This is a genomic window from Bowmanella denitrificans (assembly GCF_039522935.1).
Classification (GTDB): Bacteria; Pseudomonadota; Gammaproteobacteria; order Enterobacterales; family Alteromonadaceae; genus Bowmanella; species Bowmanella denitrificans.
Map to the genome: position 1 here is coordinate 1100914 of NZ_BAAAEI010000006.1, position 26557 is coordinate 1127470.

The window sequence follows — 26557 nt, forward strand, 5'->3', positions numbered from 1 at the left end:
GATACTTTAATACCGGCAACAGCCCCCTACTCCATCATCGCCTTAATATGCACTGTCACACTGCGCCCCAGCGCACTCATCGCATAACCGCCTTCCAGGCTGGACAGCATTCTACCGCTGCAATGTTTATTGGCGATAATTTTCAGTTCGCGGGTGATCCAGTCGTAATCGGTTTCCACCAGGCGAAAATGCGCCATATCGTCTTCGTAGTGACCGTCAAACCCAGCAGAAATCAGAATCAGTTGTGGCGCAAAGGCATCCAGCTTATCCAGCCAATTGTCCGTTACGGCCTGACGAAATGTGTCGCCGTCGGTCCCGGCGGGTAACGGCAAGTTCAGAATATGCTCGTTTCCCGGTCCCACATTAAAAGGATAAAAGGGGTATTCATAGGACGAACAAAACAGCACGCGCGGATCATTAAAAAAGATATCCTCGGTGCCATTGCCATGGTGCACATCAAAATCCACAATGGCGATGCGTTCCAGTTTGTACTTATGCATGGCCCAATGTGCCGCTACGGCCACATTGTTAAACAGGCAAAAGCCCATAGCTTTATCGCGCTCGGCATGATGGCCTGGCGGGCGCACCGCACAGAAGGCCTGCCCCGCTTTGCCCTGCATCAGCATATCCACCGCCATAATATTCGCGCCGGCCGCGTACAGGGCGGCTTCCAGGCTGCGAGGCATCATGCTGGTATCGTCATCCAGTTGCACCCTGCCTTCTTTTGGTGTGCAGGCAAATAGCTTATCCACATAAGTTTTGTCATGGGCCAGATACAGTTGTTTACGGCTGGCTTTTTTGGCCTCGGCGCGCAAGATGGAATAGTCCAGCCCTGACGCAATCAGTCTGTCGTTAATGGCGTCCAGTCGTTCTGGAGACTCGGGGTGTTCATCGCCCACATCATGTAATGCACAGGCCGGGTGACTGATAAATACCAGGCTCATGGCTGAGCCTCTAATGATAACTGCAAAATAACTTCTCCGGGATCGTCCATCGGCTGGCGTTTAAAATTGGCATTCTCAAACACCTTCAACATATTCTTGTTGTCAGAGCGCACATAGGCCTGCATGGTTTTTATGCCTCTCTTGCTGGCAATGCTGATCATCTCTGCCAGCAATTGTCTGGCCATGCCCTTACCATGGTATTTTTCCCTGGTCACAAAAGCCACTTCACAACTGCTACCGTCCTGATTCAGATAGTACCGCCCGACGGCCTGAATTTCTGACATCGAGCCATATTGCTTGACGATACACAGAGCCAAATCGCGGCTTTGGTCGACACTGACCAGACTACAGGATTTTTCCCGGGTCATCTGGGTTGGATAATAGTTGTAGCGGTAAAACAGGGTTTCCTTGGTATGGGAATAGAAAAATTCCTGCAGGCGCCTTTCATCTGCCGGATTAAGCGGCCGTAAGTCAAAACTGGCACCATCAATAATCAGGGTTTTGACACTGATTTTACCCAGTTCCGGTACTTCGCGGGGGTAATCTTTCTGATAGTGAGGCACCCAATAATGTTTACGTACCTGCTCCAGCAGTTGGGCGCGAAACTTAGGATGCGCCACCCGAATCAGCTCTAATGCCCGTTCACGGATACTGCGACCTTTTAATGAGGCGACGCCAAACTCGGTCACCACGTAATGCACATGGCCGCGAGACGTAACAACGCCACTCCCCTGGGTAATATGCGGCACAATGCGCGATACCTTGCCGTTTTTGGCAGTAGAAGGTAAAGCGATGATGGGTTTACCACCGGGGCTGATTGCTGCGCCGCGAATAAAATCCACCTGGCCGCCAATACCACTGTAGAACTGATAACCAATAGAATCAGCTACCACCTGACCGGTCAGGTCTACTTCAATGGCACTGTTAATGGCCACCATTTTATTGTTGCGCGAAATATTCACCGGTGAGTTCACATAATTACTGGGGTAAAACTCCACATGGGGATTGCCGTCAACAAAATCATAGAGCTTCTTGCTGCCCAGACAAAAGCTGGTGACCGTTTTACCCGGGTGAAAGGTCTTCTTGCGGTTGTTAATTACACCCTTGGCAATCAGCTCAATAATGCCATCGGTAATCAATTCACTGTGCACACCAAGGTCGCGGTGATTCTGCAGATATTGCAATACCGCATTGGGGATCTTGCCTATGCCTAGTTGCAAAGTGGCCCCATCTTCCACCAGCATCGATACATATTGACCAATACGCTCTGTGACCTGGTCGGGTTCCACTTCCGGCATTTCCGGCAAGGCCTGTTGACGTTCAATACAAGCGCTTAGCTGAGACACATGCACGAAGGAATCACCACTGGTTCTGGGCATCAGCGGGTTAATCTGGGCAATCACATAGCGGGCCTTACGCACCGCTGCCTGCACCACATCCACCGACACCCCCAGCGAACAATAACCAAATTTGTCGGGGGGGCTGACCATAATCAATGCAGCATCCAGCGGCAGAATATCGGTTTCAAACAGACTTGGGACTTCCGACAGAAAACAAGGGGTATAGTCGGCCCGCCCTTCTGATACCGCAGCGCGCATTTTGTCACCGCCGATAAATAAGGTATTAACTTTAAACAGTTCATTTAATTTAGGGTCGACCCAGCGGTGATCTGACAAGGTCAGAATATGCACAATTTCAATATCATGCAGGCCCTGGGCATTGGCAATCAAATCATCCAGCAGTGCATTGGGCACGGCAGCGTGTGAGCCGAGAAAAATGCGGTTACCTGATTTAAGCAGCGACTGCCAATCCGGCCGGTTAGGCAATGCGGTATACATAGTTCACTCCTTTACGGTAGATGATTGATTATCGCATCCAGCGCGTCAGCAGGCTTTGATTTACACCAAAAGCTTTCGGGTTAGGGCTAAGTTGCCGTAACATTAGCAAATCCCGGAATACTGTTAAATCTGGTTTGAAGATAATTCAAAGCTGTACGGATGGATCCTTAATATGACTTGGTCTGGCGCATTGCCACTAAGGTTGATGATGATTTTACCTTCAACCTTGTTGTTTTTAATTGCGGCGTTGTTAATCGGTGGCTTGTCACTTAGCAGCAGCAAAGAAACAGGCCGGGCCTTTGGCCAACAATTTGCTGCCGAGCGCAGCGAGCGGCTGGCCGGCAGAGTAAAGCAACTTACTGCCAGATTGCCGACCATATTGCAGTTAAACGCACAAGGGATCTTAGGCAAGCGCCTGAACATCGACGAACCCGAAACTCTGGCCCCCTGGCTTTATCAGCAAATTCAGCAGTTTGAGCGCATGACCTTTATCTCGGTGGCATTACCAGATGGGCGTTACATCACAGGCGCACGATTCCCTGACTTAGAGGCAAAACCCAAGCTTGCGGCTAACTTCATTGATGCCCCGTTTAAGTTGGCTGATTATCATGCTAAAGCTGATGGCAGCATTGGTCAGCGTCACTCAGATTTATACGATTACGACCCGCGTCAACGCCCCTTTGTCCAGCAAGCTCTAGCCAACCCAGGGGAATTGGTTTGGGGCAAGGTCTATCACTATGTCGGCATGGCTGGATTGGGCCAGAATATGTCGCTGGCGGTGACCAATCAACAAGGCCAAGTGATAGCAGTTTGTGGTGCAGATATGGCACTGATACAGATCAGTGAATTTATGCAAAGTGCCCCACTTGGCAAAGGCGGCATCGCCTTTCTGGCCGATGCTGATGGCTTGATGATAGCCAGTTCCAGTGACGCCTTGCCAGCCGTGTCTCCTGATTCGCCAACGCTCAGGTACAGTTTGGCCGACCATCCCAGTGCGCTGTTACGGGCTGCCAGTCAATTGGCCTTTGACCAGACATTCAGTGGCGTACTTCAGGTAGAGGAACAAGGCTATCTGGCAGAGATCCATCCTCTGGATCTTGGTCATGGTCTGCAGTGGCAACTGGGGGTTATGCTGCCCGAGCAGGAGTTTGTCGGCCCCACTATGGTTGCCACCCGCCAAACCCTGATATTTATTCTGCTGACCCTGGTGGTGTTGGCGCTGTGTGGCGCCTTGCTAGGCCGCTTGATCGCGCGTCCCATTGAAAAAATTTCCCGTATTGCCAGTAATCGTAATCTGAGTGCGCTACGTCAGGACAGGTATCACCAGAGTCCGATTCGCGAGGTTAAGCAGCTATCACATAATCTGGCACAGTTAGGTGATGAGTTGGCAAGCTCAATAGATAAGCTGGAAAGTCGCGTGCAACGGCGCACTGCGGCGTTACAACAAGCCAACGAAAAACTGCAGAAGCTGTCCACTCAGGATGGCCTGACTGGTATTGCCAATCGCCGGGCCTTTGACCAGCAACTGGCGTACCAGTGGCAGGTGGCAACTCGCCATCAGCAACCTTTGGCATTACTGCTGTTAGATATCGATCATTTTAAAGCGTTTAACGACCAACATGGACACCAGGCTGGCGATGAAGCCCTGATTCAGGTAGCAAAATGTCTCGATGCACAATTGCACCGGCCAGGCGATTTAGCCGCACGTTATGGTGGAGAGGAATTTGCTTTTGTTCTGCCCGGCACTGATCTTAACGGCGCAATAGGTGTTGCTGAGCAAATCCGGCGTTGTATTGCCGCTGAGCCACTGCAACTGAATGACACCACCTTGTACTTAACCGCCAGTATTGGTGTTGCCAGTCAGATTCCATCCAAACACAGCGACCATACAGGCGTTGAAGCATTGCTCAAAGCAGCAGACAAAAATTTATACCTGGCTAAGGCGGCGGGCCGAAATCAGGTTTACGCAGGCACAAGCTAATGACCAAAACAGTGCACAGCGCGGATCCCTGTCAGCGCCCGTATGCAAGTCGCCATTTCAAACTTATCTGCAGCAGCTTGGTACTGACAAAACTGGGGGACTTGCTTGCGTCTCCTAAGCTCGTGCTGACCTGGTTGCTAGGCAGTGCCGGTGTTTCACCTGCTATTATTTCCCTGTTGGTGCCGATCCGCGAGTCAGGATCGCTGATCCCACAATTGGCCATTGGTAACTGGGTGAGCGGCTTTGCCAGACGCGGCTGGTTGTGGCAATGGGGCAGTTTTAGCCAGGGTCTGTGCGTAGCCTTAATGGCACTGACACTACAACTTGGCTCTGGAGATGCAGCAGGTTTGGTCGTGCTCGGATTGTTGGCATTGTTCAGTCTGGCCAGGGGGCTGTGTTCTGTCACTATCAAGGATCTTCAGGGCAAGCTGATTAAGCGCAGTCAGCGTGGCAGGCTGTCCGGTTTTGCCACCAGTATAGCCGGCGGCCTGACATTGCTAGTGAGTCTGTATTTTTTTGCCCCCACTTCCGCCCCTCAACAACCTGTTTACTTGTGGCTGCTGGTGATTGCAGCTCTGCTTTGGCTTGGTGCATGCGCACTGTTTGCTGGGTTGAACGAAGCGGACGGTGAAACACGCCATGCAGCAAACAGCACTGGCTTGATTCAACGCGCCGCCGAGCTGCTGACAACTGACAAGGTTTTCAGGCACTTTGTTGTTTCACGAGCCCTGTTAATGGGCAGTGCCCTGGCCGGTCCATTTTTGTTATTGCTGGCACAGCAGCAACATGGTGCACACACCTTTGCGCTGTTTTTGCTGGCCAGTGCCTTGGCGTCAAGTTTATCTGCCACGCTATGGGGCCTGATGGCTGATACCTCCAGTCGCAGGGTTATGATGCTAGGCGGCACCCTGGCCGGTAGTTGCTGTCTGGCGGTCTGGGCGTGCCAATGGCAAACCCAGGGCTTGTCTGACTGGCTGTATGCGCTGTTCTACCTGCTACTGATGATGGCACATGAAGGTGTTCGCATTGGCAGGCAAACCTACCTGGTTAATATGGCAGAAGGGGTAAAACGTACCGACTATGTGTCTTTAAGCAATAGTGTGATTGGCGCACTGTTGCTACTGGCAGGGGCGTTAACCGCCGCCCTTGCCACCTGGTCAGTCACCAGCACCGTGCTTGTTTTGGGGTTACTGACCTTAGGAGGCGCATTCAGCACCTGGCGGATGCCAGAAGTGGAATAGTGGTAGGCGAGGGGCTGGATTTGAACAAAATCTATACTTGAAAGATAAACAGCCCCTAAGACTGTGCCTTTAGTTTGGTTTGAATAAACTGACTGTGGGGAATGTACAGCAAGTCAGCAATGCGGCGGATAATATGTTCTTCGTGCACATCTAAGCGGCCATCAACCAATGCCAGACGCCACAAATTTTCCAGCATCCGACATTTTTGCTCGGCACTGCATTGTTCGTTGAGCAGTCGGGTGAAACTAACCAGATCGGCCGCCTGCTCGGCCTTTGCTCTGGATTCGGTTAGCAACAGTTTGGCCTGCGATGGGGGTAAATCAAACTCTTTTTGCAGCAATTGACATAGCAAGTCCAGCTCTGTGTCATCCAGTTGATTGTCGGCCCGGATCACTTCCATACATAATACTGCGGTGGCCAAATCCACCTTGCTGGTCTGCTCCTGCGAGACAGGGTCAAGACGGGCTTTCAGCCATTGCTTCACCTTGCTTATCAAATCTCATCCTCCAGATGCTTGAATATCTGCTCTGCATCAGCCAGCGCCATAAACTGTGGTTTACACAGATAATACCCCTGCATATACCGCACGCCATGCGCCCTTAGAAAGTCGAACTCCGGTCGGCTTTCCACCCCTTCTGCCAGCAGCTTAATGTTTAGTTGTTTGGCAATCAGTGCCATACCACTAAAAATCGCCTGTTTAGCCGGATCATTGTCAATGCCACGGATCAGCATCATGTCCAGCTTAATGATGTCAGGCTGAAAGTTAGCCAACAGATTCAACCCTGAATAGCCTTCGCCAAAATCATCTATAGCGGTCATAAAGCCCTGATTCTTATACGTGCGAAAAATATCCAGGATTTTCTTCACATCAACCCGCTCATCTTCGGTGACCTCAAAAATAATCCGTTCATGGGGAAAATCATATTGCCTGGCAGCACTAAGTGTTTCACGCAGACAGGCCTGCGGTTCATAGACGGCATTAGGTAAAAAGTTAATGCTCAGACGGGTCTGGCAACCTAACTCAGCAGCGATACGAATGGCGGTAATACGGCAGGTTTGATCAAAGCTATAGCGATTTTGCTCTGTAACCAGCGCCAGAATTTGCCCAGCCCCTTCACCTTTAGTTCCCCTTACCAGTGCTTCGTGCGCAAAAACACTGCGCGATTGAATATCCACTATTGGCTGAAACGCCATGGCAATTTCAAAATCCAGCGGTTTATCACATTGGCATCGGCGACAATTATCCATAGGCTCATTTTGTGTTTATCCCGACCTACTTTGAGCATAACAAAAGTTGTCAGTAAATTGCTGACAAAATTGCACAGCAGCGCGCATGGCTGACTCAACTGAGCCGCCCAGCGCCCAGTCTCCTGTGGCGGCCAGGCCTAACTCAGGGGCCCAAACAGGCGATGGGCGAGGCGCATCGGGTGCCAGCCTGGCATAGCGCCAAAAATGCTGATAGCACTGCAGGCTATCAACAGCGTCCCTTTCAAACAGGCTGGCCAGAGCCATAAGCGCCGTTCTTGCGATAACAGTACTACTGAGCTCACGCATGGCATTGGATGCCTGATGTGTTAATTGCATCGTCCATATCTGGCTGTGCCCCTGGCGCAGCGGCTTTTCACTGTCCAGCACCGCCAACTGCAGTATCGAATCACTTGGGTAGATAATCGGCATCACGTCTGGCAAAGCGGTTTGTAATTGGGCCGCCACCGTCCAGCAAGGTAACCAATGCGTTTCGTCAAAAGCCGGTAAACACACATGGGGGGCAAGTAATGCATGACTTTGTGGCCAGGGTGCAGTCACAATGACCCAATCAAATAAGCCAAACTTGCATTGGCTTTCGTCCCATAAAAGCCACTTGCCCGCGCTGTGCTGCAAATAAGTAATACGGGTAGAAGTGGCCAGCCGGCATCCCTGTAGCCAGAAATGGCAGGCAGCATTCATACCTGGGGTCAACACATAGACGGGTGTATTGTCCTTATCGGCTTGCAGCGTTTGCTGTTTTTTATAGGGCGTGACCAGCCACCGTCTGGCCACACCCTGCTGTTCAAGCTCAGTCAGATGCTCTGTCACTAAGGGATCAGTCGGCCGAATAAAGGGCGCGCCTAAATCAAACTGGCCCCAATGCGTACGCTTGCATGTGGCGCGTCCGCCCCTGCCACGGGATTTTTCAAATACGGTGATTTTATGCCCTTGCTTTTGCAAGGTCGCGGCAATTAAACAACCTGTGATTCCGGCACCTACAACTGCAATATCCATAGCCAACAAAAACCAAAAAGGCTTAGTTACGGCACAGATAGGCAAAAGATCATTCAGGCAGATATTTGTTCAGTAACGAAGCCAGCCTGAGACCGGCTTGAACTATCCTTTGCTTGGCTTGCTGTTGATAGTGCTGATTTGCCACCGGGTCTATCACGGCCGGATTGGTTTGATACAGGGAGGCTGTAATAGCATAGGATTCTGCCAGCCATTGATTTACGTCAGCAGACAGCCAGCTTTGACGTTGCTCGGTTGACAGGGCATCCAATAGCTGTGCGGCGAGCAAATCAGATTGAGGTAATGATTTAAGCACCAGGCTATCCCAGTAATAGTGCAGGCTGACTGGCTCTTCATCAAACATCACTTTACGATCATTGCCGCCGCGATCATCAGCAAAACTGACATGTAAAGGTTGGTGCAAATCACCCACCAAGTGCACCACAAACGCCAGAGCCTCAGCCTGTGCATCCGGACTGTGACTGCTTAATTGCTCCAACATCTGTGCCAGCGCACTGACTATACAGGGACGACTGCAATCCCGCTGCATATCAAAACCGTTGCTACCTCGGGGCAGGTTCACATAGTGCCAAGGGCCGGTATGGGCGTATTCAGGTAATTTTTGTTCGCGCACCTTGTCAGGCCAAACCGACGCATCGCCAATATCTGCAAAGCCTTTATGGGCCAGCAGCGCATCTACCCTGGCCTGGGTCTGCGCGTTAAGCTGTTGGTAGGCGATCAGGGCCACAGTGCGGTGGCCTTTTTCGCCCCAGGCAAGAACCTGCGAGGACAGCAGTAAACCCAACAACAATAAAAAATTCTGACCTAACGTCATGACTAAACCACCCTTGCCCCAGTAGCAATATCAAACAACCAAGGTTGTTGCAGATCCAGCAACAGCCCTATTTCCTGCCCTACAGTCAGATTCAAATGCAGCGGAGCCTGACAATACAATTGCTCACCATTAGCCAGCTCCACTTCACACAAATAATCATTGCCACGGAAAACCTGACGTATGACTTTTCCTTTCAAAGCGCCATCATCGCAAGGTTTAACCTGATGAGGCCTGAGTAATAAGTGCAATTCAGCATCAGGCGCAGCGCTTAATGGCTGCGGCAAAGGCCAGTTGCCAATGCTGCCACTAATGCGTTGCCGCTTGGAATGCTGCACGCGGATACGTGTCGCCTTACTGATAAATTCAGCCACTTCAATGCTAGCAGGCCGATCAAACAGAGTGACCGGCTTATCCCATTGCAACAGTCTGCCTTTGTCCATCACACCTATTTTGTCTGCCATGGTAAAGGCTTCGGTTTTGTCATGGGTCACCAGCAGCGCAGCGATGTCCTGCCGCTTAAGGATAGCGCGGATTTGGCAGGCCAGGCTCTCGCGCAGCTCGGTATCCAGGCTGGAAAAGGGTTCATCCATTAGCAGCAAATCCGGCTTTGCGGCCAGTGCCCTGGCCAGTGCCACCCGCTGCTGCTGGCCGCCGGAAAGCGCATGGCTATAGCGTCCGCCCAGTGCCTGCAATTCCACCAGCTCAAGCAATTCGTTAACGCGCTCTTGCTGCGCGCGTTTGGGTAATGTGCGCAGGCCAAAAGCAATATTCTCCGCCACGGTTAAATGTGGAAACAGGGCGAAATCCTGAAACACCATGCCGATTCGGCGTTTTTCTGGTGCCAGGGTATAGCCTGCTGTGCTGACCTTTTCACCGTGCAAATGCACTTCCCCGGCATAGGCTGGCTCAAAACCGGCGATGGCCCTGAGCACTGAGGTTTTACCGCAACCAGAAGCCCCCAGCAGACAGCCTATCTCACCTTTGGCCAGAGCCAGACTCATATGCTCAACCACCACACGGCGATGGTATGCAACGGCTAGATTATTCAGGGCTAGCATCAGGTTGATTCCTTATTGATGGCGGTGGCCAGCAGTATCACTGGCAGTAACCCGGCGAACAATATCAGCAGAGCTGGCAAGGCGGCATCGGATAAACGCTCATCGGAGGCCAGCTCGTAAGTGCGAATGGCCAGGGTATCAAAATTAAATGGGCGTAAAATTAAAGTGGCTGGTAGTTCCTTTAACACATCTACAAATACCAGCAGCAGCGCACTTAACAAACTGGCTTTAAGCATAGGCAGATGTACCCGGGTCAGCACCCCAAAAGGATTCAGACCTAAACTGCGCCCGGCTTGATCCATACCGGGTTTGATGCGCTCCAGACCACTTTGCACCTGATGCAGAGACACGGCCAGAAAGCGCACCGCATAAGCCAATAGCAAAGCAAACAGGGTGCCGGAAAGCAATAAGCCGGTGCTGATGCCGAACCAGGCCTGCATCAGGCCATCCACGGATTTGTCAAACCAGGCCAGCGGCAGCATAGTACCAACGGCGATAACAGTACCGGGTACGGCATAACCCAGTTTCGCCAGTCCCACCATTGACGCAACCATAGGGTCCCGCTTCAGGCGTCTGGCGTAAGCAAACAGCATAGCCAGTAATAGAATGATCAGGGCAGCGCTCAGTGCCAGGGAAAAACTGTTCCACGCCAGTTGCCAGAAATGGCTGTTTAACTGTTCAGTCCCCACCAGCAAAGCCCAGTGCAGCAGCATACCGACTGGAATTAAAAAGCCCAGACTCAACACCAGCGCACAAAACAGCCATAACAGCAGATTTAGCCAGGCAGGCGGTACAACAGCCTGTTGAGACTGATGCTTATGGCCCTGATAAAAATACTGTATCCGTCGTCTGGCATATTGTTCCCACAGTACCAACAGCAAAACAAATAAGGTCAGCAAGGCAGATAACTGCGCTGCAGCCATCGGGTTGCCCATACCAAACCAGGTACGATAGATACCCGTGGTGAACGTATTGACCCCAAAGTATTCCACCGTGCCAAAATCCGCAAAGGCCTCCATCATGGCCAGGGCGGTGCCGCTCATAATGGCGGGTCTGGCCATGGGTACTGCCACTTTAAAAAAGTACCCCGAAGGCGTCAGGCCCAGGCTACGACTGGCTTCCAATAAGCTCTGAGACTGGTCACGAAATGCATTTCTGGCCAACATAAAGACATAAGGATAAAGCACCAGTACCAGCATCAAGACAGCACCAGCCAGGGAGCGGACTTCCGGAAACCAGTAATCACCATACCCCCAACCTGTGGCCTCACGAAGGGTACTTTGCAGAGGACCGGCAAAGTCCAACAGCCCCGTATAGCTATAGGCAATAATATAGGCCGGAATGGCCAGAGGAAGCAGCAACAGCCACTCAAACCAGGAACGGCCCCAGAACTGATAGTGGTGGCAGCACCAGGCCAGGCTGGTGCCCAGCAGCATGGCTCCCAGCCCAACAGAAAACGCCAGCACCAGGCTGTTGAATAAATAGTCGGCCAATACCGTTTCGGCCAGATGCTGCCAGATTAGCCACTGTGGTTGGCTCAAGCTCAACAGCACCAACAGAATAGGCAGAGCCAGCAGCATAGCAGGTAGCAAGGTAGCAAGTCGCCACCCACACAGCAGGCCCTTCAAATTCAGTTTCGTCAAACCTATTCCTGTTTTGTGAAAATGCGCAAACGCAGCGCATTATCCGTATTTTTTTGCTTACTTCCAGCCAGCTTTATTCATCAGCATCAGCGCGTCAGCGTTACGGGCACCCACTTTCTCAAGGGGGATAGACTCGGCTTTGAATTTGCCTAACGCCTTCAGGCTGTCGCTGATCTCAACGTCTTGACGCACCGGATACTCGCCATTGTGCTCTGCATACCATTGCTGCGACTCTTTGTTGAGCATAAAGCTTAATAGCGCCTTGGCATTTTCAGCATTCGGAGCATATTTGGTTACGCCAGCCCCGGAGATATTCACATGGGTGCCACGGTCCTGCTGGTTAGGCCAAAAAACCGCGACTTTCTTAGCGGCATCCACCTGAGACTGATCTGCATCCCCCAGCATGCCAATCAGATAGTAAGTATTAGCAATGGCGATATCACATTGACCGGCGGCCACTGCTTTAATCTGGTCGCGGTCTCCGCCTTTGGGTGGACGGGCAAAATTTTTCACCAGGCCTTTGGCCCATGCCAATGTGGCCTGCTCGCCAATTTGTTCCATCAGAGCGGAAACCATGGACTGGTTATAAATATTGCTGGAAGAACGCACACAAATGCGCCCTTTCCACTTGGCGTCGGTCAGGTCTTCCAGACGTCCTAATTCTTCAGGCTTAACCCGATCGACAGCATACATTACCGGACGCGCCCGCAATGTTAGGGCAAACCACTGATTGTTTTGATCACGCAGATTTTGTGGTACCAGGCCTTTGATCTCATCAGATTGCACACTTTGCAGCAGATTCGATTCTTTTGCCCATTGCAGGCGGCCCACATCGGTAGTGACCAATATATCAGCCGGACTAAACTGACCTTCTGTGGCAATACGTGACAACAGGGTGTCGGCATTTCCCGTGATCAGATTCACTTTAATCCCGGTTTGGGCAGTGAACTTGTCCAGAACCGGCTTAATCAGGGCTTCCTTGCGCGCAGAATAGACATTCACTTCCTCGGCGGCTTGCACCGGCGCCAGAGCTGACAGACCAAGAATTAGAGCAGCAACAGGTTTTAGCATGATGTTCCCTTAAATTTGAATTGGGGCGGCATGCCCCTGACACGGCCGCCACTTTATTATTTTTGAGAACCATTCTCAATAACAACCTTATCTGACCGTCGCAGCATGCCTGTCATTTAACGAAATAGCGGCATGGTCTTCACTTGCTCTGGTACATAAAATACTGGCATTCCTGCATCCCCAAATGCTGATAGGTTGCCTGGGCGGCCAGGTTATCTTTCTCCACATACAAGCGAAAGCCACATACGTTGCCCTGCTCTGCCGCTAACGCCTTTGCCTTAGTGTAGAGTGCAGAATAAATGCCCTGACGACGGTGCGCCGGCAATACATAAACACTTTGGATCCACCAAAACAGGCTGTTTCGCCAGTCACTCCATTCATAAGTGACCGCCAGACTACCGACAATTTCACCGCCTTTCTCGGCCACCAGATAAAAGCCAAACTGCGGATGGCGAAGTATGCCATTCACCCCCTGGCGCAAGGTGTTTTCATCAAGCGTTTTGTTCTCGGTTTCAAGGGCCATGGCCTGATTAAACTGGGTTAACGCCTCCAGATCTGACGCGACTGCCTGGCGAAGTAGAATATCCTGCATCAAAAGTCCTGCCTTATTGCCAACTAAAATCGAATCGCATTCTAGCCCAGAGCCAAGGTACTGCCAAAGCAACCTGCCCTGCTTTACCTGCCATCAAGCGTCTGGGCAAAACGAGGCCAGTTGGGTAAGATCCCGGCATCGATTAAATAACGGGTCATCTTATGAGTGACAATCCACTGGTTTATTCTACCGGCACCGGCCGTATTCAGCAGACTGAGCCTGCCAAACCTGTTCCTAAAGGGGATGGCATCATTCGCATTAAACGTGAAACCAAAGGGCGCAAAGGTAAAGGCGTGACCACGGTATATGGCATGCTGATGGACGATGCGCAGCTTAAGCAGCTTTGCAGCGATTTAAAAAAAGTCTGTGGTACCGGCGGTACCATAAAAGACGGGGTCATTGAAATTCAGGGTGACAATCGCGACAAGATTAAAGCTTTACTTGAAAAGAAAGGCTTTCAGGTTAAGCTTGCCGGAGGCTGAGGCCCCATCGTCAAGACTATCTCATTGAGGATCCCCAATGGAACATATTTCCCGCAGCGAGCTGACCATTCTGCTGGTTGAACCTTCCGATACCCAGCGTAAGATCATCGGTGCCATGCTGGCCAAGGAACAAATAGGCCGGGTAGAGACCGCCGGTAATGTGCAATCCGCTTTAGACGTTATCTATAAGCATGGGGTCGACCTGGTCGTCAGCGCCATGTACTTCGAAGACGGCACCGGCCTGGATTTGCTGAAAACCATAAAGCAGGATGAAAAAACCGCCGCCGTGGCCTTTATGCTGGTATCCAGCGAGTTCCGTCCGGCCAAACTGGAAGAATTCAAGCAAGCCGGCGTGGTAGCCATTCTGCCCAAACCTTTTGAACCCCTGCATTTGTCCCGCGCCTTAAATGCCACACTGGATTTAATCAACGCTGAAGAGCTTGAACTCGAGCTGTTTGATATCAACGAAGTGCGAGTCCTGCTGGTGGATGACAGTCGTATGGCCCGCAATCATATTCGCCGCGTGCTGGAAAATATGGGGCTGAAGAAGATTACCGAAGCCGAAAACGGTGCCATGGCACTGACCTTCCTGAAAGATCATGCCTTCGATCTGCTGGTCACAGACTACAATATGCCGGAAATGGATGGCCGCGAGCTGTCAGAGTTTGTGCGTTATAACCCGGATACGGCACATATCCCCATTATTATGGTGACCTCTGAGGCCAATAGCGCCCATATGAGTAATATTCAGCAAACCGGGGTCAATGCCTTATGTGATAAGCCATTTGAATCGGCAGAGGTTCGCAAGTTACTCAGCTCGTTGCTGGGCCACTAATCAACAAAAGCCGCGTACCTGCGGCAAGTTGTCCAAGGACGGACACAGATACACACTCCCTTATCGTTGTTTACCTGCGAGTTACCAAGGTGGCAAGGTGCTTTGCGTTTTATCTTGGCCATCTCCTTAGCGCCTTCTGCAGGCTGTCTGGCATTTTCTGCTCTGGCACGTTTTCTGGAATGCGGCGGCAAAGCAGCAATCTAATCCGACCTCTTCTCTTTGTCTGACTATCACCGTACTATGGTTCCAAAAACAAGGAGTTGCGCCATGCCCGCTGCCAAAACCAAACTACTCAAATCGTTGTTACTGGGCCTTACCGCTCTGTTGATTATTATGTTACTGAGCGCCTATTTGCTGCTGCGTGCCAGTCTGCCAAAACTGGATGGAGAACAGGCACTGCCAGGTCTCGGCCAGACCGTTGATGTCATGCGTGATGCAGGCGGCATGGCGGTATTTACGGCGCACAGCCGCCAGGATCTCGCCCATGCGGTAGGTTTTGTACATGCTCAGGAACGCTTCTTCCAGATGGATCTGCTCAGGCGCAATTCCGCTGGCGAATTATCCGGCTTGTTCGGTGCGGCGGCCCTGAAGCGGGACAAAGAAATCCGTCTGCACCGCTTCAGAGACAGAGCGCAACTTGCTTTGCAAACCATGCCTGCCCAGCACAGAGAAGTCATCGAAGCCTATACTCATGGCGTAAACCAGGGGTTGGAAGCACTCGCAGCACGTTCATTTGAATATTATCTGTTGGGTGCTGAACCTGTGCCCTGGCAGCCCAGTGACACAATGCTGGCCCTGTATAGTATGTATCTGGATTTACAACACCATGATGGCCGACGAGATCTCAGTCTGACGTTGATGAAATCTTACCTTCCCGAAGACCTTTACGCCTTTTTACACCCCCCTGGCAGCCAGTGGGATGCGCCTATCGACGGCAGCATACTGGCAACAAACCCGCTTCCGACTTCAGGCTGGCCGACATCACAGAATAAGGAATTAGTGATGCTCGACGGCAGCCCCGAAGACCGAACGATTGGCAGTAACAACTGGGCTGTGGGCGGTGCATTGAGTCCTTATCAGGCCGGGATCCTGGCGGACGACATGCACCTTGGGCTGCGCGTGCCCAATATCTGGTTTAAGGCACAATTTAACTGGCAACAGAATGGTCAACAGCACCAGGTAACAGGCGTTACCCTGCCCGGCACCCCACTAATGGTGGTTGGCAGTAATGGTAAGCTGGCCTGGGGGTTTACCAATAGTTATGGTGACTGGAGCGATCTGATACGGCTGAAACTGAATGAAAACGGCGATCAATATCTGACCCCGGCGGGCTATCAACCCTTTACTTTTGTCAGCCAGCAAATCGATATTAAAGATGCGCCAACACAAACAATTCAGGTTAAAGAAACCATCTGGGGACCAGTGGTCTCTGAAGACGAACACGGCAATCCGCTGGCACTGCGCTGGGTAGCCCATGACCAGCAAGGCGCCAATATGAATCTGATTGGTCTGGAACTGGCACACACCGTGGAACAAGGCGCTGATGTCGGCAATACCATGGGCATCCCGGCCCAGAATCTGATGATGGCTGACAGTCAGGGCAATATCGGCTGGACTATTGCCGGCCCTATGCCCGTGCGTTTTGGTTTTGACAGCCGCTATATTGCCGACTGGAGCGACGGCAGTGCTGGCTGGTCCGGTTACCTGGAATCCAACGATTATCCGCGAGTTATTAATCCTGCTCACCATCGTCTGTGGACCGCCAACGCGCGCGTGGTTGGCGGGCAGATGTACGATAAAATCGGCGATGGTGGCTATGCATTGGGCGCCCGCAACCAGCAAATTCGTGACGATTTATTCGCCAAGGATAGCCTCAATGAACAAGACCTGCTGGATATCCAGTTGGATAACCGCGCGGTATTTTTAACCCCCTGGCATGACTTTATGCTTAAAACCGTTCTGCCAGCCAGTCAGCATCCGCAAAAAGCGCTGGTTATCGAAGCCCTGCAAAACTGGACAGCCAGCGCGGCAGAAGATGACCTTGGCTACTTGTTGGTGCGCCAGTTTCGGTTAAACCTGCGCGATAAAGTGTTCCAGGACCTCAACCGCCTGATGCTGGCACATTCGCCGCGTTTTAACTTCAATGCGGTGCGCAATCAGATGGAAGCCCCGCTGTGGCTGATGGTGAGCCAGCAACCGCAAAACCTGCTACCCAGTGATTATGACAGTTGGACGGAGTTGTTTAATGCCGCGCTGACCGACAGTCTGGCCAAGCTGGATAAAGACTTTGGTGACTGGCGCACACTGACCTGGGGTCAGTTCAATGCCGTGGATATTCGCCACCCCATGAGTGCCTTTGTACCGCTGCTCGGTGAGCTTACCGATATGCCTAAGCTACCGCTGGCTGGCGACTCCTTTATGCCAAGAGTAGCGCAAAGCAGTTCTGGTGCTTCCCAGCGTTTGGTAGTGGCTCCGGGCCATGAAGACAAGGCCATATTCCATATGCCTTCAAGTCAGGCCGGTCATCCCCTGTCCCCCTATTTTGGTGTGGGCCATGAAGCCTGGCGCAGTGGTCAGCCCACCGGACTGTTGCCGCAAGCAACGCGTTATCAGCTCCGGTTGATTCCAGGTGAATAAAGTTTTGTTGGAATTGATATAAGTATTCAGCTTGTTTAGGGTTGACAAGCAGACTGTCAGCCCCTAGATTCGAGGGCATGAAATTATATACATTGTCTTTTGCGCACTTTTTTACCTCACCTGAGCCCGGGAGGTAACTGGCTGCGTGAAAGTCGGATACAAAAACCTCCCACCAGGGAGGTTTTTTCGTTTTCAGCAACAGGAAATACAGATGACAGACTATCAGGCCCAACTGGAAGAGATTCGACAACATATCAGCGCCCTGGATGCAGAGCTACTGGGTTTGCTGGCTGAGCGCCAGCAACTGACCAATCAGGTGGCAGAAACCAAAATTAAGGCCCATATGCAGGTGCGTGACCCAGCCCGCGAAGAGCAACTGCTGATTAAGCTGATTAAGCAAGGCCAACTATTGGGCCTGCCCCCCCAATACATCACTGCGCTATTTCATGTGATCATTGAAGATTCAGTGCTTAACCAGCAAATGTTACTGGCACAAAAGGCTAATCCAGACAATGCCCAGCCACTTAACCGCGTGGCCTTTTTGGGTGACAAGGGCTCTTATAGTTATCTTGCCACGCAAAAATATTTTGCCCGCCGCTCAGGGGAGTTGCTGGAAATAGGCTGCCCCAGTTTTGATGCCATAGTGGCTAAGGTTGAATCCGGTGAAGCCGATTACGCCGTATTGCCAATTGAAAACACCTCATCGGGCAGTATCAATGAAGTATTCGATTTGCTGCAGCACACCCGTCTGTCGATTATCGGCGAACTGACGCATCCGGTGGAACATGCATTGTTGGTGGGTTGTGATACTGATATCAGCAAACTCAAAACTTTGTATGCCCACCCGCAGGTATTCTCCCAGTGCAGTCATTTTCTTGCCGAACTTGGCAATATTGAGGTCAAACCCACCGACAGCACGTCTGCCGCAATGCTGAAGGTCAGTGAAATGCAGGACCCATCAATCGCTGCTATCGGCAGCGCTCCAGGCGGTGCCCTGTATGGTCTGACACCAATTAAGTCGAATCTGGCCAACCAGAAAGAGAATCACAGCCGCTTTATTGTGGTGTCACGCAAGCCGGTCAATGTACCGCTGCAGATCCCGGCCAAAACCACTCTGGTGATAAGCACCGTACAAAAACCAGGTGCCTTAGTAGAAGCACTGCTGGTACTGCGCGACAACGAGATCAATATGACCAAGCTGGAATCCCGCCCTATTAACGGCAATCCCTGGGAGGAAATGTTTTACATTGACGTGGAAGCTAACCTGCAGGACGGCCATATGCAGACTGCGGTTGAACAGCTGCGCGGCATCACCCGATTCTTAAAAGTGCTGGGTTGTTATCCCAGTGAGGAAGTCGCGCCAACCCGGGTAGCCGCAGCTGGCGCATTGCAGGAATAAACGACTTGGCGGCAGTCTGTGCATGATTTAACCCATCACTGCCCTAAGCTGCTCAGCCCTGTCCACTCAGGGTTTCATGGCTTCGCCCAGTTCATCATCAATGGCTCTGGCCGTCTTAAAGGCGGCCCGCTCCATCAAACGCGCGGCATATTGCTCAAACTCCGGGCGCTTGGGTAATGTACCAAACTGGATCCCCCAAATCACATGGGAGCCAACATACACATCGGCGGCGGTAAATCTGCTACCGGCCACATAGTCGGACTCGGCTAACTTTGCCGCCAGCACGTCAACCGCTTTATCGTAGCTTCCATACCCCACCATGCGCTGCTGCTCGTCACTGACCTGCACATTCAGAGAACGATTCACGATGGCGGCTTCCAATGGTCCTGCGGCAAAAAACAACCAACGCAAATAATCCGCCAGTTCTGCTTTTTCAGGCGCCAGGGCCGCGTCAGGAAAGCATTCAGCCAGATAAGCACAAATAGCCGCACACTCGGTGACCACCTTGCTTTTGTGCACGATAGCCGGCACTTTGCCCATGGGGTTGATTTGCAGAAATGCCGGGGCCTTCATCTGCTCGCCATATGGCACAATTTGCTGCTGATAATCAGCACCTGTCTCTTCCAGCATCCAACGGACAATTTGTCCGCGGGACCAGGGGTTGGTGTAGAACGTCAATTCGCAATCTACGTTGTCGGTCAGTGGCATTTTGTGTTCCTTTTAGTGGTTTTGTTTCTACTAAGAATGTTGTCTGTTGAGAATCCGGCAGCTTGCTTTGGTCAAAACGCTTGCCTTTGCAATGGCATTTAGGCAACCACCGACATTTACATTATTTTTACATTACTCTATGGTTGGCTGTCGAGGCAAAGGTGAGTCTAAGTCTTATCGTCACTGCCGACACTCCAAGGATTCACTCATTCAGACGTAGGTTGAATACCTCTGGCATTTCACAACGGATTAAAGGCTGTTGAATCAAGCCATAAGGAAAACCATGTCATCTTACAAACAAACATCTCTTTATGGGCCGCTGGCGGCTCTGACACTACTGCTGCCCACAACCGCTGGTGCTGTGGAGTGCAGTAACCTGCCTGTTTGGGACGCCGCCCAGGCTTACCATGGCGGTAATCAGGTACAACACCTGCAGATAGCTTACCAGGCAAATTGGTGGACACAGAATCAGCAACCGGCCAGCCATTCAGGCCAGTATCAGGAATGGCGCAGATTGGGTGATTGCGATACTGGCAATCTCCTCCCCAACGTCACACTTACATCGCCCCTGAACGGAAGTATTTTCAGTAAAAATGACAACGTTGTCATCTCAGCAGCTGCATCAGACCCAGATGGTCAGGTCGCATCTGTGGCGTTTTCAGTGAATGGTAACTTGCTGCTTGTGGATACCCAAATCCCCTATGAAGTCACTTGGCCGGCGGCAGTTGGACAACAACGCATCCTTGCCACTGTGACTGACGATCTAGGCGCTACAAACCAGGCCTGGGCGGATATTGAGGTTTTGGACCCGGATAATCAGGCACCCAGTGTGAGTCTGACAAATCCTACGGCAGACGCAGAGCTGACTGCCGGAAACAATGTCACACTCAGCGCCGAGGCCAGTGATAATGATGGGCAAATTCAGTCTGTCAGTTTCTATGTAGATAACATCCAGGTCGGCGAAACCAGCGCCCTGCCCTATCAAACCAACTGGCTGGCCGTCGCGGGTCAACATAGTTTTAAAGCCAGGGTCATCGACGATGACCAGGCCGAAAGCTTCAGCAATGTGGTGACACTGATGATTGCGGACAAACCCGGTGGCGGATGTGCCGGATTGCCAGTCTATCAGCCAGGCACGGCCTATCAGGCCGGTCAACTGGTACAAAACCAGAATCATCAATACCGCTGTAACGTGGCAGGTTGGTGTTCGTCCGCTGCCGACTGGGCTTATGCGCCCGGTACTGGTGCCCATTGGACTCAGGCCTGGAGCGACCTGGGAATTTGTGCCATTGCCCCAACGGTGCATTTGGACTCACCTGTGGATAATGCCGTGCTGCTGGCAGGCGCAGAAGTGAATATTCAGGCCAGTGCTTCCGATGACGATGGCAGCGTGACCAACGTGGCTTTTTATGCCAACAACCAGCTTCTGGGTCAGGACGACACGCCGCCCTACCATCTGCTTTGGGTGGCGAATCCAAGCGGCGATGTGCAACTGAAGGCCATTGCCACCGATAACGACAATAATCAGGCCGAGGATAGCGTGTTAGTGCGGGTCAGTAATGAACCGGTTGTGGTGTCACTGACATCTCCCGCCAATGGAACCCGCGTTAACTTAGGCACAAGCCTGACGCTGACAGCCGACGCCAGTTCAGCCGTAGCCCAGGTAAACAACGTCGCTTTTAAAGTCAATGGTGTGGTTATTTCTACCGATACCAGCGCCCCTTATTCAGCAAACTGGCTAGCCGGGTCGACCGGAAACTACAATCTGACGGCCATGGTGACTGATGACCTCGGCAACACTGCCACCAGCAGTGCGGTGAGCGTTGTCGTCAATGCCACACCAAGGGGTAAAACTCATAAACTTATCGGCTATTGGCATAACTTCCAGAATCCAGCAGGATGCCCGGTACCCTTGGGTAGCATATCTCCACGCTGGGACGTTATTGATATTGCGTTTGCCGACAATGACTTTAATGTCAGCGGACGGGTCAATTTCAATCTGTTTGATGGACAGGGCTCAAGTTGCGCGGGCATTGATGCCACGCAGTTTAAACAGGATGTGGCGGCGCTGCAGGCCCAGGGTAAGAAAGTGGTGCTGTCATTGGGCGGGGCAGAAGGCACTATTACCCTCAATACCGATGCGGATGAACAAGCCCTGGTTAGTAGTTTAACCGCCATTATCAATGAATGGGGATTTGACGGTCTGGATATCGACCTGGAAAGCGGTTCGAATTTGGTGCATGGCTCACAGATCCAGGCGCGTTTACCCAGAGCCCTGAAGCAGATAGAAAAAAATATGGGCCGGGATATGTACCTGACCATGGCGCCGGAACATCCCTATGTGCAAGGCGGCTATGTGGCCTATTCAGGTATCTGGGGGGCCTATATTCCACTGATTGATGAATTGCGTGACACCCTGGATATTCTGCACGTTCAGCTTTACAACAATGGTGGACTCAGACACCCCTACGCAGCCCAAACGGCACCCGCCGGTTCGGTGGATATGATGGTAGCGTCGGCCAGAATGCTGTTAGAAGGCTTTGAGCTGGCCGATGGCAGCAGATTTTTACCACTTAGGGATGATCAGGTTGCTTTGGGCCTGCCTTCGGGCAGAAGCTCAGCAGGCTCAGGGCAGGCCAGCACGGCGGATATTATCCGCGCCCTGGATTGCATCAGCAAAGGAACACAGTGTGCAACACTTGTGCCCAACCAGTTATTCAGCCAGTTTGCCGGTGTAATGACCTGGTCGATTAACTGGGATATTCATGACGACTATATTTTCTCAGTGCCAATCGGACAAAAACTGGATGCCATGAATGCCGGGCAATAGTGATGCAGCCGTAAAAAACTAATCAGGCAATTCAGTAAGTGAGCCCCGCATGTCGGGGCTCTTTGTTGCATGACATTAATGTGCAGTTATCTGCACTTTTCACCCACATCGTATTTCCATCATCAAAAAATCCTGGCATCGGCATCGCATTGCAGCTCCACCATTGAGACTGTTCGGCGGCCTTTAATGCAGGAGAATATCATGCTCAACCGCCAATTTTCGGCACTTAAACTATTGTTGCTATCCACATTTTCTGTCAGTTCAATCACCGGCGCACAGGAGCCCAGCGTAACCGATGGCGCACAAACCGCCTTTGGAGAGAAGCAAGGCATTGAATCTATTGGTCTTTACAATGAGGTTATGGTGCGAGGTTTCGACTTAACCCAAAGCGGTGCTTATCGCATAAACGAGCACTATTTTGCCCGGGCCAGCGGCCTGTCTGAATCGCTACTGGCAGGTTTAACCGTGTCTGTGGGAATCACCGCGGCTCAGCTCGATCTGCCTTCGCCTTCTGGAGTCGTGCTATACAGGTTACGTGAACCGCAAGAGCAGAATAGTCTGTCACTAAGTCTGGGGGTGCGAGATATCGATACTTTGCATGCCGATGCGCAAGGCACCCTGATCACAGCCGACAACAGTCTGGCCCTATCCGGCCACATATTGGCACAACCCGACTATCATGGCGGCACCGCACAGTCGGGGCAGAAATACAGCGGCGGCAGCACATTAAGATGGCAGCCTGACGACAACAGCACTGTATATCTGTTTACAGGTATGCAAACCCTTGAACATGACGGCAATGTGCAAGTTTACCCAGCTCAGGACAATGCCCCCCCGTCAATCCCACTAAAAGAAAATCTTGCACCGGATTGGGCCAGATATAAATCTACCGACGGGGCTGCTGGCTTGCTGTATCAATATCACCACAATGACTGGACACTTGATGCATCAGTTACCCATTCCTTTGTACGAACAAAACTCAATGACACCACATTGCTGAGTATTGATAAGGCCGGACGAGTCAACAGTACCATCTACCATTTACCTGCAACACGCAGTTCTGCCAGTGCTGTGGAAACCAAACTGGCCCGGCAGCTGTACAACGGCGAGTGGCAGCATAGCCTGGGCATAGGTCTCAGGGGCAGGCGCAGCAATACCGACCTGGTTGATGCTTACGCAATAGATGGCGGTCAATACCGCCTGACGGATTCGTCCTTTAACGTGGCGGTATCAATGCTTCCGGTTCAATGGCCGATGGGGCGTGACAAGGTTGATCAACAAGTGGCTAGCCTGAACTATGCCGGAGATTATGCCAACTCGCTGTCCATCCGTTTGGGGGCGCATAGATCCCGCTATGAAAAAGATGTACAACAACCCAGTGGCTTATCGTCTTTCCTTAGCCAGGATGATTGGTTTTTCAATGCCTCACTTACCACCAGACTAGATGCGCACTGGCAGCTATTTGGCAGCTTTGTCAATGGTTTGGAAGAGAATGGTGTCGCGCCTGCTTCGGCAAGCAATTATGGTGAAGTGATGGCACCGGTTAAAGCTCAGCAATGGGAGCTGGGATTTAATCTGGATGTTTCACCACAAATAACTTTGCAAGGTTCGCTGTTCGATATCGACAAACCTGTCACGGGCATCGCAGCCAATGGTCGCTATCAGCTAGTGGGTGATGTCAGCCACAAAGGATTAGAACTGTCCCTGGCCGGAGACATATACTCGGCAACCCGGGTTGTTTTGGGCGGTGTGTGGCTGGATGCCAGTTTACAGGGACAGGACGGCAATCGCGTAGAGCCACCGGGCGTGTCGTCTTTTAATGCTACTTTTAACGTTGAACACAGACTAAGCAATAACTGGGTTATTGATGCTCAACTGGTCCATGAAGGAGCTAGACGTATGTGGCTGAAGGGCGACACAGAGATACCCGGAGTCAGCTTTCTGACTCTGGGATTTCAGCACAACTTTAAATTGAATGACATTGCCTTTTCGCTGCGTGGACAATGGATTAACGCACTGGACAAGGAAGGTTACTACGCAACATCCTCTGGTGCCTTGGTTCCCATTTGGCCACAAAGCTACCGGCTGATGCTGAATAGCAGATTCTAAGGTCTGTCCAAGCCGATCAGTGCAATATGGCTTTCATCTTCATCACCATCCATAATCAATAAACGTTGCCGACTGGGGTCAAAGGCCAGGTCGGCGACTCCCTTACTTAGGCGCGTCGTGTCCAGTTGCACACGTTCGCCATTGGTTTTGAGTTGCCAGATACCATCAGATTCTATTGTGGCAATACCTTGCTCGATCACAACCCAGGGCCTGTTGCCATGTGTTGTTATTAAGGTCGGGGCAGTCGTCAGCTGTCCCTCGTGCCACTTCAACTGCCAAAATACCGGGCTCTGCCGCCGTTTAGCAAAGATACCAGCAGGACCTGCCCGCAAGGCTAGCCAATCGTTCCCCAACTCGGGATACCCCGTAACCAGACCGCTTTGCACGTCGGCCGTTGCCAACTGCCATCCCTGCTGTTCGCTGCGAGCCAAAAACACCAAGCCATCATCATCTGGTAAAAACTGCGGATTGGCTTTATCTCCTGTCACTTGCGTCAACTGTACCGGTTCACCATCTAATGCTGAAAGCAAAAATAACTGTGCCTGTCGTTGGGTCACTGCCACAAAGGCGAGTAAACCACTGTCGTTGCTCCAGACCGGCCCATGCACAAAACTGGCCTGTCTGTGAGTTAGCTGGCGCAATCCCCTATCATTCATCAGCCACACTTGTGGGCTTCCCGACGCCATTGACACAAAGGCAATCCGACCGTGCGTATCAATATCCGGCGACCAGGTTTCTGCGGTAATGGTTTGCTGCGGCGTATCCTGGTCCAGCCAATACAGATGGCGCCGGGCTTGCCACATCTCGGCCACTAGCTCGCCCCGAGTGTTAGTGGCAATCTGAGTGATTGGCGTGGTACCCCAGTTTAACCTGTAGGGGCTCCCCCCTGTGCTGTCAATTGCCCACAATCCCCAGTCACCACCGCGGCTGGAACTAAAAAAAATGCTATGACCATCCGCAGCCCAGGCGGCACCGTGCGCTTTCCAACCATCGAAGGTTAATTGTTGCAGGTCCTGTAATTGACCATTAGCCAAGTCGGCCACCATTAAGTCATTCACGCCGGCCGAAGGTGTGCGCCTGAACAACAACTTACTGCCATCAGGAGAAAGTACGGGATCAAGATCGCCGTGAGAACCCGCGGGAGGGGTGGTCAAAACCGACTCTGTCGCCTTTATCCAGTCAATCAAATACAGCCGGCGCCTGTCATCATGCGCTTGACTGCGACTGACAATAACCTGTTCGCTATTACCTACAAAGGTAGCTCGTCCATATCCGCCTGGCTCACACTCGGTCACCTTGTGCTGACGTTGCGTCAGCAAATCCAACATCATCAAGGTACAACGTTCATCCTCCACCCGGTTAAACAACAGCTTCCGACCGTCATTGCGCCATACGGGATAAATGTCATCGGCTTTGCCGTCGATCAACACACGGGCGGCAACGCCGTTAAGTTCCTGCAAATGTATATCCCAAGAACCGTTCTCGCCTCTGGTTACAAAGGCCAGTTGCCGTCCATCGGGGCTCAGGGCTGGCTGCGTTTCGACCCCTTGCTTAGCGGTAAGTGGCGTTACTTGATTCGTTGACCATTGAGCTCCATAGTTAAACCACCCACCATACAAAATGACACTTACTACCACTAGTAGCAGCGATCCCAACACTAACATTCTGAAGCTTGGCCAGTGCGACTCAGATGAGAGCGAGAAAGCCGCCAGATCGCTGTTTTGCAGTCGGTAACCAATCTTTGCAATAGTATCGATACTCAGACCAGGATGGGGTGATATCAGCTTACGTAATTGGCCAATACATCGATTGATTGCCCCATCTGACACTATCCTTCCCTGCCAGCAACGTTGTAACAATTCATCCCGACTTACTACGTCACCACTGCGTTGATGTAAGGCCACCAACACCTTCATACAGCGAGGCTCCACGCTAAACACTTGCTTATCTGTATTCAGGATCTCCAAAGCACTGGGACGCACCAACAGATCACTCAGTTGAAAGTCCGCAACGTCGGTCAGGTGGATCTCATCTAGCTGGCGATCTGTCATTGGATTGCGAGGAATTCATCGAAAAGCTGAGAAGCAGGGCTGTA

The 26557-nt window shown here is 51.7% G+C and carries 20 protein-coding genes; 8 read left to right on the forward strand and 12 right to left on the reverse strand.

Features of this window, described 5'->3' with window-relative positions:
* Window positions 1–26 precede the first annotated feature (26 nt).
* Window positions 27–944 (reverse strand): histone deacetylase family protein, encoded by a 918-nt coding sequence (locus ABD028_RS07590; RefSeq protein ID WP_343843680.1) that lies wholly within the window; start codon window positions 942–944, stop codon window positions 27–29.
* Window positions 941–2782 (reverse strand): GNAT family N-acetyltransferase, encoded by a 1842-nt coding sequence (locus ABD028_RS07595; protein WP_102796092.1) that lies wholly within the window; start codon window positions 2780–2782, stop codon window positions 941–943. The genes ABD028_RS07590 and ABD028_RS07595 overlap by 4 nt, the downstream gene beginning before the upstream one ends.
* A gap of 172 nt (window positions 2783–2954) precedes the next feature.
* On the opposite strand from ABD028_RS07595, the gene ABD028_RS07600 reads away from it, so the two are divergent.
* A complete protein-coding gene (locus tag ABD028_RS07600; RefSeq protein ID WP_343843682.1) occupies window positions 2955–4763 on the forward strand; it encodes a sensor domain-containing diguanylate cyclase in 1809 nt (602 codons plus the stop codon).
* Complete coding sequence (locus ABD028_RS07605; protein ID WP_343843685.1) at window positions 4763–6004, forward strand: MFS transporter; 1242 nt, start codon at window positions 4763–4765, stop codon at window positions 6002–6004. Before ABD028_RS07600 ends, ABD028_RS07605 begins: the two co-directional genes overlap by 1 nt.
* Before the next feature lie 55 nt (window positions 6005–6059).
* On the opposite strand, the gene ABD028_RS07610 is transcribed toward ABD028_RS07605, so the two are convergent.
* The 8 genes from ABD028_RS07610 to ABD028_RS07645 all read right to left on the reverse strand — a co-directional run bounded on the left by ABD028_RS07610 (window position 6060) and on the right by ABD028_RS07645 (window position 13453).
* On the reverse strand, window positions 6060–6500 hold the full coding sequence (locus ABD028_RS07610) for a tellurite resistance TerB family protein (RefSeq protein ID WP_343843687.1): 441 nt from the start codon (window positions 6498–6500) through the stop codon (window positions 6060–6062).
* Entirely contained in the window at window positions 6497–7252 is a 756-nt protein-coding gene (locus tag ABD028_RS07615; protein WP_343843689.1) for an EAL domain-containing protein, read from the reverse strand. The genes ABD028_RS07610 and ABD028_RS07615 overlap by 4 nt, the downstream gene beginning before the upstream one ends.
* Window positions 7253–7267: 15 nt before the next feature.
* A complete protein-coding gene (locus tag ABD028_RS07620; RefSeq protein WP_343843692.1) occupies window positions 7268–8266 on the reverse strand; it encodes an NAD(P)/FAD-dependent oxidoreductase in 999 nt (332 codons plus the stop codon).
* Window positions 8267–8315: 49 nt separating this feature from the next.
* Complete coding sequence (locus ABD028_RS07625) at window positions 8316–9098, reverse strand: S1/P1 nuclease (RefSeq protein ID WP_343843695.1); 783 nt, start codon at window positions 9096–9098, stop codon at window positions 8316–8318.
* Window positions 9099–9100: 2 nt separating this feature from the next.
* Window positions 9101–10156 carry an ABC transporter ATP-binding protein gene (locus ABD028_RS07630; protein ID WP_343843698.1) on the reverse strand — a complete coding sequence of 352 codons (1056 nt, stop codon included), beginning with the start codon at window positions 10154–10156 and terminating at the stop codon, window positions 9101–9103.
* A complete protein-coding gene (locus ABD028_RS07635; RefSeq protein WP_343844071.1) occupies window positions 10156–11736 on the reverse strand; it encodes an ABC transporter permease in 1581 nt (526 codons plus the stop codon). The genes ABD028_RS07630 and ABD028_RS07635 overlap by 1 nt, the downstream gene beginning before the upstream one ends.
* 120 nt (window positions 11737–11856) lie before the next feature.
* On the reverse strand, window positions 11857–12870 hold the full coding sequence (locus tag ABD028_RS07640) for a Fe(3+) ABC transporter substrate-binding protein (protein ID WP_343843701.1): 1014 nt from the start codon (window positions 12868–12870) through the stop codon (window positions 11857–11859).
* A 139-nt stretch (window positions 12871–13009) separates the two neighbouring features.
* A complete protein-coding gene (locus tag ABD028_RS07645) occupies window positions 13010–13453 on the reverse strand; it encodes a GNAT family N-acetyltransferase (protein ID WP_172449315.1) in 444 nt (147 codons plus the stop codon).
* Between the two features lie 170 nt (window positions 13454–13623).
* Between ABD028_RS07645 and yciH the strand changes: the two genes are divergently transcribed.
* From yciH to pheA, 4 genes are all read left to right on the forward strand, one after another.
* On the forward strand, window positions 13624–13944 hold the full coding sequence (gene yciH, locus ABD028_RS07650) for a stress response translation initiation inhibitor YciH (protein ID WP_343843704.1): 321 nt from the start codon (window positions 13624–13626) through the stop codon (window positions 13942–13944).
* Between the two features lie 37 nt (window positions 13945–13981).
* Window positions 13982–14779 carry a response regulator gene (locus ABD028_RS07655; RefSeq protein ID WP_343843707.1) on the forward strand — a complete coding sequence of 266 codons (798 nt, stop codon included), beginning with the start codon at window positions 13982–13984 and terminating at the stop codon, window positions 14777–14779.
* 267 nt (window positions 14780–15046) lie between these two features.
* Window positions 15047–17416, forward strand: coding sequence for a penicillin acylase family protein (locus ABD028_RS07660; RefSeq protein ID WP_343843710.1), 2370 nt, complete (start codon window positions 15047–15049; stop codon window positions 17414–17416).
* A gap of 211 nt (window positions 17417–17627) precedes the next feature.
* Window positions 17628–18815, forward strand: coding sequence for a prephenate dehydratase (pheA, locus tag ABD028_RS07665; protein WP_343843714.1), 1188 nt, complete (start codon window positions 17628–17630; stop codon window positions 18813–18815).
* A 66-nt stretch (window positions 18816–18881) separates the two neighbouring features.
* Here pheA and ABD028_RS07670 read toward each other — a convergent pair whose 3' ends face one another.
* Window positions 18882–19523 (reverse strand): glutathione S-transferase family protein, encoded by a 642-nt coding sequence (locus ABD028_RS07670; protein ID WP_343843717.1) that lies wholly within the window; start codon window positions 19521–19523, stop codon window positions 18882–18884.
* A gap of 283 nt (window positions 19524–19806) precedes the next feature.
* Between ABD028_RS07670 and ABD028_RS07675 the strand changes: the two genes are divergently transcribed.
* Together ABD028_RS07675 and ABD028_RS07680 are read left to right on the forward strand one after the other, a co-directional pair.
* A complete protein-coding gene (locus ABD028_RS07675) occupies window positions 19807–22353 on the forward strand; it encodes an Ig-like domain-containing protein (protein ID WP_343843720.1) in 2547 nt (848 codons plus the stop codon).
* Between the two features lie 201 nt (window positions 22354–22554).
* Window positions 22555–24462, forward strand: coding sequence for a TonB-dependent receptor (locus tag ABD028_RS07680; RefSeq protein ID WP_343843723.1), 1908 nt, complete (start codon window positions 22555–22557; stop codon window positions 24460–24462).
* Here the strand turns inward: ABD028_RS07680 and ABD028_RS07685 are convergent.
* Window positions 24459–26513: a winged helix-turn-helix domain-containing protein gene (locus tag ABD028_RS07685; RefSeq protein WP_343843725.1), complete on the reverse strand. Its 2055-nt coding sequence runs from the start codon at window positions 26511–26513 to the stop codon at window positions 24459–24461. The genes ABD028_RS07680 and ABD028_RS07685 overlap by 4 nt on opposite strands.
* Between the last annotated feature and the right edge of the window lie 44 nt (window positions 26514–26557).